We start from the raw sequence: 11223 nt of genomic DNA on the forward strand, positions 1-11223 counted from the left end.
AGAACAATATTCCAGATCAACGACCTGGTACGCCCCGTCAGTTCAGAATTCGGGGTTGACCCCCGAGACACGCGTCGTGCGCAACTGAGACACGGGGTCTGGCACAAGAACTTCGTCCCACCCTCCCCGGTTTGATCCGAGCGGCTCGGCGGGGCGCGTCTTGAAGTCCGTAAGATCTTTAGTGCGCCCCTGGATGACAAACCGTCCGCTGTTCTGTGGTGGTAGACCCGCGTCATCACGAAAATCGGGTGATCTGTCGGGCCTACGCCGCGTCCACGAATGCCCGTATGGCAGAGCCTCGTCGCCGAATACGCGATAGAGAGTTTGACCCACGTAGGGCTCTCCGCGCAACCGGCGCCCGACATTGACCAAACCGGCGGCCACGCGCGGAGCTGCGACCGCTGCGCCGCGGATTACCGCCACTCCACCACCGATGAAGTCAGCCGGCGAAGGCGCTTCATCCGCCTTCCCGGTGGCGATCCACCGCGCGGAATGCACCGAGCCATCGCTTTGGAAGCGAGTCACGGAGAAGGCTTCGGCGCCGTTGTTCCGGGTCTGTACGATCTGGGTCGTCATTGGCTCGAGAGGTGCGCCCGCCGCACGTCGCCCCTGGGCGACGGGGTACACATGCCCCGCCATCACCGCCCCGCCATGGCCTGAGCGTTCCTGCGGCGCATCCACTCGGTCGCGCCCATGTCGTCTCGCACGGCTCTGGCCGGGGCCGAGCCGCCGCCCACCTGCACGGCGGGCCGCACCTGCATGGCAGGCGCCCGGGCCGGCGCACCGCCCATCTGCGGCGCCTGCGCCTGCAGCGCCGCCTCGCCCTGCTGGGCCCGGTGCAGGATCATCCACAGCCGAGGATCGGCCACCTCGCGCAGTTCCTCCAGGGTGACGCCGAAGGCCTGGGCGTATTCCACCAGCTTGGCCGCCACCTCCGGCGACCAGCCCTCGATCTGGCCGGCCAGCACCCGGCCGGTCTCCTCCAGCTCGATCCGCGCCCGCTCGCCCGCCGCGGCCCGGGCCATCTCGTCCTGCTGGGCCAGGGCCTGGCCATAGGCCTCGCGGGCCTGGGCGATGTCGTTCGCCTGCGCCCACAGCGCCTGGGCCAGTTGCGGGTCCTGCTGGCTCAGCGCCTGCCAGTCGACGCCCTCGAACTGGGTCAGCTGCTGCTCCAGCGCAATCAACACCGCCCGGTCCTGCGCGCTGGCGCCGGCCAGCTCGGCCTCCAGCTCCATCATCTTCGCCCGCTCGGCCAAGGCCCGGCGCTCGGCCGCCACGGCCTGGGCGGCTGTTTCATGGTCGATATTGGCCATCAGCTGCGCCTTCAGCGCCCGCGGCAGGCGATAGAACTGCCCGCCGTGCTCGATCTCCTCGATCGCATCGGCCTCTGCGCCGGGGCCGAGCAGGCGCGGATCGGCGCCCGAAAGGGTCGGGTCTTGCATCATGGGTCATGTCCTTGGAATTCGGGCGGCCATGCCGCTCCGGGCTCAATCTTGGGAGGCGATAGGCCTCAGTCGGTTTCCGGCCAGGCCTCGTCCGGCGACAGGTCGGCCCGCGGCAGGGTCTCCAGTTGCGGGCGCACCGCTGCATGCCGCTCATCGGCGAGCACCGCTGGCGACAGCGCAAAGGCCCCGGCGTGCGCCCCGGCCAGGATTCGTCGGGGTTTCAGTTGTGGTCCAGCGATGGCTGTAGCCAGAACCTCGTCCATCAGCAGCAGCGTCACCCCCATGATCCGACCTCCGCCAGATATCGACCAAGGGCCGAATGAAGCGCCGCCCCCTGCTCGGCGGTCAGGCCGGCGCCGAAGTGCGCCGCCGCCAGTCGCCAGCTGCTCAGCGCGCCTTCCGTGCCGCTCGCCGCGTAGCCGTGCAGGATCAAACGCTGGGCGGCCACCGCCGTGATGGCCTCCACGGGTTCGCTGAGCAGCGCCCCATCCTTGAGCACCAGGTACGAGTCCGTCGTCCGCCGGCTCATCATGGTGTGGCCGAGACCGCTGGGAATTCCGACCTGGCGGTTGGTGGTGCAGTTGGACCGCGTCGTCACCTGGCCAGAGCTGTTGCGCGGGTGGATCCGGTTGCGCGAATTGCCGAAGGCGCAGCCTACGCTCTGACCGGCCACGGCCCATACGCCGGCATGATGGTCGGCGGCCTGATAAAGTCCGCTCCCCTGCAGGAAGCCGGTCTCCAGGAAGCTCGTCGCCCCGTCGCCCTCATAGCCGGACCAGGGCGTGAAAACCGGGCTGTTGATCGGCGAAAGGCCGCCCACGAGCGGCTGCGCCCAGTTCACCCCGGCCGCCTGTTCGTCGCCGGCCGCCATCACGAACAGGGCGTCCAGCCGCCCCCACACCTCCGCAGAGATCAGAGCCGCGATCATCTGGTCCATGGCGGCCGCCTGCGCCGGTTCCGGCGCCTGGGCCATCTGCGCGATCACCGCCTCGCTCTGGGGCCGCAGGGCCTGAGCGCCGCGAACGGCGACGCCGCTGGCCAGGCCCTGGGCCAACTTGCAGCCCCCGCTCACTGGCTCAGGCGGTAGTTCACCGTCCCTGAACTCAGGGCCGTGCAGTTCAGCCGGTAAAGGACTCCGGCCTCGGGCTCCTCCATCACCGCCGAGATCGGCGCGGCATAGGCCGCCGGCGTGCCCGCCCCGTCGCGGGAACACTCCAGCCAGGTCGCGCCGGCGTCGAAGGACCGTTCCACCCGCACGCTGCCGGAGAAGGTTCCCCACAGCGACAGGTTGAACCTGCGCGGGGCGCCGGGCCGCGAGTCAGGCGCAAATCGTTCGCTCGGGCCCGTCGCTGTGAACGCGCCCATCACCTTGCCGGTGGCCATGTGCTTGATCCTTGAAAGGTCTGGAAAGAAAGGTCAGTCGGCGGGACGCGCGGCGCCCGCCACCTTCAGCCGGTTGGTCTCGGCTTCGAAGGCGGCGATCTCCAGCTTGCGGGTCTCCAGCGCCTGGTCCCGCGCCATGGCCTCCAGCTTCTGGTTGGCGCCCGCCAGGGCCTGGGACAGCTTCTCGATGGCCGCGCGCGCCTCGCCCCGCACCTGGGCCGGCAGCAGGCTCGAAAGCCGCTGGGCGATCTCGTCGGCGCCGGGCCAATCCAGGTTGCGCGCCAGCAGGTCGCCGATCACCGGGGCTGCGGCCGGATAGGCCTGGATTAGCTGGATCATCTGGGTCGCCGCCTCTTCCCGGCGGCTGGTGAAGCTGGGGCCGGCCCGCACCGTCAGGTCGTACTTGCCGACGCTCAGATCATAGATCCGCTTCACCTCGCGCACCTGGCCCTGCGCATCGGCCTCCCGCACCGCCACCGGCTGGTTCACCGCCGCCAGTCTCGCCTCCCCGCTCGGCCCCAGCACGCGCACCACCCGCGGGGCTGCGTACACCTTGGGGATCAGGTCGATCAGTATCCGCCCGGCGTGCCGGATCGCCCGGCTCAGATTGTCGATATAGTGGAAGGTAGAGACGTCCCCCTCCCGCTGGCGGGCCATGATCGCCCGGCCGCTGGTCTCATTGGACCGCGCCCCCAGGCTGGCGTCATGCAGGCCCATGATCGCCTTCATATCGTCGCTGGCGTTCAGCGCCTCCTGCAGCGCGCCGGCCGGCACGCCGGCGAAGGGTTGGCGCATCGGCGGCTCAGGGCCATCATATTCCAGATAGGCATGGGTCTGAACGTTGGCGCTCGCCCACTTCTCCGCATCGGTCTCGAAGGCGCCCTTGCGTCCGATGAACGGCGCCTTGGGCGCCAGGGCGACCAGCTCCGTCGTCGTGGTCCGCCAGTAGTTGAACATCCTCTGGGGGTCCTTGGCGTCGCGGACCAGGCTGCGCAGCCGCCGCCTGCCATCGATCCGCAGCTCCTCGCCATAGACCGGCACGATGGGAATGAACCGTCCGGCCCACTCCACGGTCTCCAGCACCTCGGCGCCGGTGACCACATGCTGCACTACCCTGTGGCTCGCCACCTGCCGCGGTGATCCGACGACGCTGACGCCCAGGGCGTCGAACAGCCCCTTCTGCGCCTCATAGGCGGAAAGCTCGATCACCTGCCCGTCGCTTAAGGCCACGATCTTGCGGGCCACCGCCTCGCGCCGCCAGAACTCGGCCACCGTCACCCGGTCGCCGTCGCCCCAAGCCTCGGCCAGGCCGCCATAGGCCGCCCCCGACCAGTCAACTGCCTCGGCGCCCTTCCAGCGCGCCTGAAACGCGGCCCGCGGCAGGCTGTCGACCACGAAGGCGGTGTTCCAGTCCGACGAGTCCGCGGCCGTGGAGTCCGGGTCGCCATAGACGCTGAACGGATCAGCCACCCGCTCGATGATGATGTCCTGCTCGAAGCTGTCGTCCCGGGCGTAGCGGGTGTTGATCCGGAAATAGCCGAAGCCGCAGGTGACGGCGAAATCCAGGGCCGTGTCATAGGCCACCTCGGCGTCGCTCGACTGCTCGATATGGCGGATCAGGCCGTTGAAGATCTCGGCGGTCTGCGGATCGGCGCCGTCGTCCACCGGATGGCAGGCGATGGCCGGCTTGTTCAGCCGCGCATCATTGACCACCTGGCGGATGAAGGCCGGCAGCCGGTTGATGGTCAGGCAGGGCCGCCCGTCCAGCTCCCGATCCCGCCGCACCTTCTCCGGCCATTGCTCGCCGAGCCTGGCAAAGCGCAGGTCGTCGCGCGCCTCCTCGCGGATCTCGGCCTCATGGGCCGACGCGCGCTCAAACGCCTCGCGGGCGTCGCGCAGGATGTCGTCATGGGTCATGCAAACGCCCTTTAGCGTCCCAAACCGGGGACGCTGTGTCAGAGAAATCCGATTTTCCTTATGTCCGGCGGGCCCTTAGCCCGCCGTCTTCACAAACGCCGCGCCATCCCAGGCGTAAGTCTCGTCCTTGCCTTCCGCGGCCTTCACCACCAGGGACGGCGGGCGATCGGCCTCAGCCTCAAGCACCGCCAGCGAGCTGCCGGGCAGCGCCGTCATCAGCCGGCCTGGCGCCAGCATCACCGGATCGCGGCCCGCTGGAAACGCATAGATCGCGAAACTCTCATAGGCTTCGTCCAACAGGATGGCCGCCTGGTCCTCACGCCCGTCGCCATCGAAGTCCGCCCGCACCGCCAGGCGCTGATAGTGGTCGAGCGCCTTTCGCCATGTGGGGTCGTCGCCATAAACGGGCATCAGGTCCGCCGTGGTCCGGAACACCCAACCGTCCGGCGGGGTCACCGTCAGGCGGGGCATGTGGCAGTCCAGTCGGCTGCGAACGCCGCCATGGTCGCGACACTGCTCCCCGTACTGGTAGGCGCGTCCCTTGCAGCCCACCGTGCACGACCCCATCAGCAGGGTGACCATCACGACCGACAACAAGAGGCCTCTCAGTATGGGCCAGGTGGGAAAGGGCGGCGGCTCGGTCACGAAGACATCTCCACGAACCGGCCGTCGATCCAGCCATAGGCGATGTCGTGTGAGCGCCACTCGACCTTCTGCCGCAGGGTAAAGGTCGCCGCCATACCGGAGCCCGCCTCTGGCGCATTCAGCTCCACGGACACCGCATCCACCTCAGCAATGGGCCGCGCCTCGGTCAGGGCGCGCGCCGCGTCCCCGGAGAAGTCGTCCTTGGCGAAGAAGGCGAAGACCCGAAACGCCGTCAACGTCGGGTCCACCAGCACCGCGATCGTATCGCCTTCGCCATCGCCATCGAGATCAGCTCCGGACGTCGTCAGCTCCCCCCACTCCTGGGCCACGCCCTTGACCGCCGCCAGTTCCGCGGGCTCCACACTCTGCCAGCCGCGAGGCGTGCTCCGCCGAGCGCCGATGATGTAGCAGAGGCCGTCTTCCCAGTAGCCGCCCCGGTCATAGCAGCCGCCACTAATCCAGAAGCCGCCGGTGGCGTAGCCGCAACTGCCGGCGCTCAGCATCGCCGCCCCGGCCACCGCCCACCGCATTCTGCGCCCCATCCAAGCCATCAGGCCTCCCGCTGACATGCCAGTTTCACTGGCCGGCCCTCACAAACGACGCGCCATCCCAGGCGAAGGCCTCGTCTTCGCCGTCTGGGGCTTTCACCAACAGCGCGGGCTGCCCGCGACGTCCGTCTTCGCGCACGGCCAGGGCGCGGCCCGGCAACGCCGCGACCGGCTGCGGCCGCGTCACTCGCACCGCCTCGCCGTCCGCCGGAATGGCGAAGACCGCGAAAGTCTCAAAGGTCTCGTCCAGCAGGATCGCCGCCTGGTCTTCCCGCCCGTCGCCGTCGAAGTCGGCCGCCACCGCCAGCCGCTGATAGTGGTCGAGCGCCTCGCGCCAGGCCTGATCGCCATCGCGACCAGGCCGCATTTCGGCCGCCGTGCGGAACACCCAGCCCTCCGGCGGGGCCACGGTCAGTCGCGGCATGTGACAGGCCATGTAGCCCGGCGTCCCGCCATTGGCTCGGCAGCGTTGCGGATACTCAGCCCCGCGGCCCAGGCAGCCGACTGTGCAGGAGCCCATCAGCAGCAGCACCATGACCACCGAAAGCAGACAGCCCCGCAAGATCCGTCCGACCGGAATAGGGGGCGGCTCGATCACCGCGCCACCTCCGCCAGGCGATCCCCGCGCCAGGTGAAGGCCATGTCCCGCCTCTGGCCGTTGATCGTTTGTCGCAGTGTGATCTGCGACGCCCTCTCGGGCTCACGAGGTGGCCCCTCCATGCTCACGGAAACCCTCGAGACGTCTGCGACCCCCTGGGGTTCCGTCAGCGCCACGGCGCGATCCCCGGCAAGATCGTCCTTGCCGTAGAAGACGAACAGACGGAACTGCGTCATCGACGGATTTACCAGGACCCGCGCCATATCCTTTGCGCCATCTCCGTCGAGATCAACGCTGCCCGTCTCAAGGAAGTCCCAGTCCTTCGCGCGACCCGTGAGCGCCGCAAGTTCATCGGAGTCCACGGCCTGCCATCCGCGCGGCAGGTGCTCCAGCGCCCCGCCGCTGTCGTAGCAGACCCCATTCTCCCAATCGCCGTTGTGATCCATGCAGGCGTTGACGCCGACGAGGTCGCCCAAGGCATAGCCGCAGCTTGCGGCGCTCAACATCAACGCCACCACCACCAGGGGTCGCCACTGCCGTCGGCTCCAGGACACCCTCATCGCGCCTCCGAAGATGGGCGCCATACTTCTACGCGAGGATCCCAGACAAAGGTCTCACGGCCCGACTGCGTTTTCAGGGCCAGCTCGGCCGCCCGTCCTGCCTGCGGATCGCCCTCCCTGGCGCTCAGCACGACGTCGGCAAACCCCGTCTGCCCGCGCGGCGGCGTCAGTTGCTCGGGACGAGCGCCCTGACGGAAAACGAAGAGACTGTAGGATCGTCCCGCCTCGTCGATCAGGACCGCGGCCTCGTCGAGCCGCCCGTCGCCATCGAAATCGGCTTCCTCATAAAGCCGCTGCAGCTCGGCTTTCCGCGACTTCGCCAAACCCAGCGCCACCTGCGCCTCCGCCCCAGGCAGGGACCGCCAGCCGCTTGGGGCCGAGGCCCTTAGGGTCCCGTAGTCACATCGGCCCGTCCGCGTGGCGCCGCCGAGGTCGAAGCATTGGTCCTCATAGGCGAACTGCCGCACAGGCTCGACCAACAGCACGACCGCTGCCGCCATAACCCCTGCAGCCAGCGGCAGCAGCGTGGTGCGCCGATCCCAAATCACGCTCGCCCCTCCTAAGATTGGCCAGGAACATAATAGGAACATATCGCCGATGTCCACTCAAGTAGCGATCCGGCAAGCCCGGCTCGCTTGATTTGCATGCAGATCAGTGGAAGTAGCGATCTCCGTACCAGACCTGCTCGATCGAGGGCGGCGCCGGCGGCAAGGCGACTTGGCTGACGAAATCATCCCGCGGCATGGCCGCCGCAGGGATCTGGGTCGCCGATAGACTGGGTGCGACCTCGTTATCATCAGTCCCCAGCGCGCCTTTTGCTGCGGTTAAACCTGCTGCTCGTCCGGCCTCGACCTTCAGCCAAGTTGGCGTTCCATAGTACAGCCTCTCTGCGACGCTGAATCGATCCAAGCCATTAACTAGATCACGGGTGTGAAGCCGCTTGTGAACGTTCGCCGGAAGCTTCATCACGTTGATCGGATGATTGACCAGCCAAAGAGGAAGATTCGACCCCTGGCGAAAGAGCCAGTGGTGGCCTTGCTCCCCACTCTGAAAGTAGCCGGCCCTCGCCATGCGCTTACGCGTCGCGTTCCAGGTTCGGCTACTCCCGATCTTCATCGCGGCGCGAATCCCGGCCTTGCTGTAGGCGGTTGCACCCCAGGCTAATGGATTCAATTCGCTCAGGAGCATGGCGCCATTGATCGCCATCCCCATGCGGTCGCCCTGCTTCCAGTCAGCGATCAGGCCTCGAGAAGCTCCCCAGACGGGTATCATACTCTCTAAGAATCCCGGATCTTTTGACCAGTATCCCACAGTAGCGGGGACAGGCCTCCGGCCTAAAACTTCGACTTCTCGAACGGTGGTTGGGCCATGCGCTGAATTTTCAGCACCCCAAGTGTTTGCCTCATTTCTGCGCGAGCCCAAGTTCGGATCCATGAGCGTTCCTTGTTTCCAGGTAGTGGGGATTTCAGTCTCAGCCCATCCAGCTCCCGCGGGCTCCGCCCGACTTACGGCCGGCGCGCCTGACCGAGGCCCCACGACGGTTGAGCGCGAACTCGCCAAAGGCGTCGGCGCCATGGCTGGCGGCGTCGTGCAGCGGTCCGCCATAGGCCCGCGTCGCCGCATTCCAGCGCTTGCGATAGGCCCGCAGCCTGTCGAGCCCGAGCGCGCAGGCCTCACCGTCAAACCAGGTCATGGGGATCATCAGCCGTGCGGCGTTGATCCGCTCTTCCGGATGGGTCGCCTGCCCCACCTCGATAGGTGAGACGCCCAGGCCGCCCAGGGTCTCGAACCGCGAGCGCCCGCCGGCGCCGAGCTCGCGCACCATCACATCGTGCGGCAGGTGGTGGGTCCCATAGACGTAAGGTTTCGCCGCGATCGCCTCGCGGACAATAGCCTGCAGCCCCTCGCCGCTGGTCTCGAAATAGTCGATGGCCCGCACCTCAGGCCCCACCTGCTGGAAAAACCAGATGGCCGTATAGTCGTCGATGCCCAGGTCCCAGGCCGTGTGCACCGCCAGCGCTGGATCATGCGGAACCCGTCCGATCCGCCCCGCGCTCTGCGCCTCGCCCAGCGGGCCGGCATAGTAGGCGCCGGGCGCAGCCGCATCGAAGTCGACTAGGTATTCCGAGGCGAACCGGGCCTCGCCCTCCTCCTTCGACCCGGTCTCGGCCACCAGCTCGGCCCGCTCCCGGGCCAGCTGGGCCGGCGAGAAAACCCCCGTCTCCGTGGCCGGCGAGCGCTGGGTGAACCAGGCGCCGTCCCGCGCTCTCGCCTCAAAGGCGCGCACCGCATGGTTGCGCCCCCGGGGCGTCCAAAGAAACAGCGCCCAGCCGCCATTCTCCGCCAAGATCGGCCGGATGTAGGTCCAGGCCTCGGGCTTGGCGAGCGCCCATTCGGAGAACACCACGCCGACCGGCGGCGCCCCCACCAGGCTGTCATAATTGTCCGAGCCCAGCACCTGCCAGACCGCGCCATTGGCCAGACGGATGCTCATATCCCCATCCCGCGTCGCGCTCCGGATCTGCGGCGGAAACGCCTCGTCGATCCGCCGCCTTCCCGTGTGCGGGTTCACCGCCTCCCAGATCGCCTTGCGCCCCTGGGCGCTCTCGGGCAGCAGGTGCCAGTAGACGCCGGGCTTCTGCACCGCGCTCACCGCGGTCCAGTTCAGCGCCACATCATCCTTGCCCCAGCGCCGGTGGGCGGCCACGTCGGCCCTCAGGCCCCCGCCCTCCAGATAGCGCCAGAGGCTCGCCTGATAGTCCCGTGGGCTCCAACCATGGGGCAGCTCGATCTCGGGGCCCGTCATTCCGCCGGGCCGGACTCGGCGTCCCCGGCGTCGGAAAACCGCCGCACCACGATGGTCAGCCCGCCCTCGCCCTCCGCGCCCTTGCCCTTGGCGTGGGCGCGGTCCAGCACCTCCCGGGCCGCGGCGATCCGGGCGGTGTCGCTGCCGGCCCCGCGCATGATCTCCGCCAGGGTCTCCACCGCCAACGGCGCCAGGGCCAGGACCGCTTCGCGGGGATCCTTCCGCCGCCGCACCGCCCGCGCCATGAAGCCACCTCTACTCTGAAAAACTCGTCGGACCGTCCGCCCCGCGCCCGCTCCGCGCCCCACGAGAGGCGCGCACTTGGCTCCTGGAGCCGGGCGCGGGGCTCCTGCTGCGCCTGACAACGCCGCCTCGCAGTCACCACCTCAGGGCGCGCCGCCGTCCTCGGGGGAGGGACAAGGGGGCGGCTCGATCCAGGCACGCACCAAGCCGGCCGCCAAAGGCAGCCCGCTCAACGCTTCGCCAGGAGAGATGTCATGCAAGTGCGGGCCTCGCCCGCCGCGGCGTCCTCAGCGCCTCAGACGCAAGAACGACCCATACACAGAGCCTACCAAATTCCCGCGGGAACGCAAGAACAAAATAGGAACAACTAGGGGTTCGCCCTCAGTTGGCAACCGCGCCGCCCCGCGGCACGTTCAAGCTGTCCCGCAACCATCGGAGCTCCCAGATGATACTTCCCAATGGCGCCCACGTGGCCGTCGTCGATGGCGAAAAGCTGGCGCTCTTCCAGAACGTCGGCCACACCGATATCGACCTGAAGGCCCAGCCGACGCCTGAGATCGAGGATCGCGTGTCCGGCGCGCCGGGCCGCATTTCCAGCGACGCCAATCCCGACAACGACACCCAGGCCGAGGACGGCTTCGCCATGGGCGTCGCCGACGTCCTGAACCACATGGTCCTCACCCACCGCGCCGAGAAGCTACTGGTCATCGCCGCGCCCAAGACGCTCGGTCAGCTCCGCAAGGGCTGGCACAAGGAGACCGAAGCCCGCCTGGTCGGCGAGATCGCCAAGGACCTCACCGGCCACACCACCGACCAGATCGCCACGGCCATCCAGAACGCTTAGATTTCGAACGACGAGAGGCGGGACGATCCCCCGCTCCGCCTCTCCACGCCCGCGTTTCCGGCCTCAGCCAGCCGTCCGCGCCGCATAGGCGCCCATCAGCCGCCCGAAGTCCGCCGGCTGCGGAAAGCCTGCAAACCCTTCCACCGCCGGAGTGCTCACCCACGGCAGCTTTTCGGCCGTCATGGTCTCCATGAAGGGCTCCAGCCCCGACGGGTCATCGAACAGGGTCGAGCG

Annotated in this window: 14 protein-coding genes; 1 reads left to right on the plus strand and 13 read right to left on the minus strand. The window is 68.2% G+C overall.

Annotated features, from left to right (window positions below; all coding sequences use genetic code 11):
- Positions 1 to 638: 638 nt before the first annotated feature.
- From V7702_RS09890 to V7702_RS09950, 13 genes are all read right to left on the minus strand, one after another.
- The gene (locus V7702_RS09890; protein WP_335649946.1) at positions 639 to 1445 is read right to left on the minus strand and encodes a hypothetical protein; all 807 of its coding nucleotides are present in this window, start codon (positions 1443 to 1445) and stop codon (positions 639 to 641) included.
- A gap of 65 nt (positions 1446 to 1510) precedes the next feature.
- A complete protein-coding gene (locus V7702_RS09895; RefSeq protein WP_335649947.1) occupies positions 1511 to 1729 on the minus strand; it encodes a hypothetical protein in 219 nt (72 codons plus the stop codon).
- Positions 1720 to 2499 carry a hypothetical protein gene (locus V7702_RS09900; protein ID WP_335649948.1) on the minus strand — a complete coding sequence of 260 codons (780 nt, stop codon included), beginning with the start codon at positions 2497 to 2499 and terminating at the stop codon, positions 1720 to 1722. The genes V7702_RS09895 and V7702_RS09900 overlap by 10 nt, the downstream gene beginning before the upstream one ends.
- Positions 2500 to 2513: 14 nt before the next feature.
- Positions 2514 to 2828 carry a hypothetical protein gene (locus V7702_RS09905; protein WP_335649949.1) on the minus strand — a complete coding sequence of 105 codons (315 nt, stop codon included), beginning with the start codon at positions 2826 to 2828 and terminating at the stop codon, positions 2514 to 2516.
- Between the two features lie 33 nt (positions 2829 to 2861).
- Entirely contained in the window at positions 2862 to 4745 is a 1884-nt protein-coding gene (locus tag V7702_RS09910) for a portal protein (protein ID WP_335649950.1), read from the minus strand.
- A gap of 75 nt (positions 4746 to 4820) precedes the next feature.
- Positions 4821 to 5342, minus strand: a complete 522-nt coding sequence (locus tag V7702_RS09915; RefSeq protein WP_335649951.1) for a hypothetical protein — start codon at positions 5340 to 5342, stop codon at positions 4821 to 4823.
- A gap of 44 nt (positions 5343 to 5386) precedes the next feature.
- Positions 5387 to 5932 carry a hypothetical protein gene (locus tag V7702_RS09920; protein WP_335649952.1) on the minus strand — a complete coding sequence of 182 codons (546 nt, stop codon included), beginning with the start codon at positions 5930 to 5932 and terminating at the stop codon, positions 5387 to 5389.
- A gap of 34 nt (positions 5933 to 5966) precedes the next feature.
- Positions 5967 to 6536 carry a hypothetical protein gene (locus tag V7702_RS09925; protein ID WP_335649953.1) on the minus strand — a complete coding sequence of 190 codons (570 nt, stop codon included), beginning with the start codon at positions 6534 to 6536 and terminating at the stop codon, positions 5967 to 5969.
- On the minus strand, positions 6533 to 7057 hold the full coding sequence (locus V7702_RS09930; protein WP_335649954.1) for a hypothetical protein: 525 nt from the start codon (positions 7055 to 7057) through the stop codon (positions 6533 to 6535). Before V7702_RS09930 ends, V7702_RS09925 begins: the two co-directional genes overlap by 4 nt.
- Positions 7058 to 7092: 35 nt before the next feature.
- Positions 7093 to 7701: a hypothetical protein gene (locus V7702_RS09935; protein WP_335649955.1), complete on the minus strand. Its 609-nt coding sequence runs from the start codon at positions 7699 to 7701 to the stop codon at positions 7093 to 7095.
- 46 nt (positions 7702 to 7747) lie between these two features.
- Entirely contained in the window at positions 7748 to 8368 is a 621-nt protein-coding gene (locus V7702_RS09940) for a hypothetical protein (RefSeq protein WP_335649956.1), read from the minus strand.
- A gap of 199 nt (positions 8369 to 8567) precedes the next feature.
- Positions 8568 to 9902 (minus strand): hypothetical protein, encoded by a 1335-nt coding sequence (locus tag V7702_RS09945; RefSeq protein ID WP_335649957.1) that lies wholly within the window; start codon positions 9900 to 9902, stop codon positions 8568 to 8570.
- Complete coding sequence (locus V7702_RS09950; protein ID WP_335649958.1) at positions 9899 to 10147, minus strand: hypothetical protein; 249 nt, start codon at positions 10145 to 10147, stop codon at positions 9899 to 9901. Before V7702_RS09950 ends, V7702_RS09945 begins: the two co-directional genes overlap by 4 nt.
- Positions 10148 to 10590: 443 nt before the next feature.
- Between V7702_RS09950 and V7702_RS09955 the strand changes: the two genes are divergently transcribed.
- The gene (locus V7702_RS09955) at positions 10591 to 10989 is read left to right on the plus strand and encodes a host attachment family protein (RefSeq protein WP_335649959.1); all 399 of its coding nucleotides are present in this window, start codon (positions 10591 to 10593) and stop codon (positions 10987 to 10989) included.
- The last annotated feature ends 234 nt before the right edge of the window (positions 10990 to 11223 follow it).

Source organism: Phenylobacterium sp. (assembly GCF_036963605.1).
GTDB lineage: Bacteria > Pseudomonadota > Alphaproteobacteria > Caulobacterales > Caulobacteraceae > Phenylobacterium.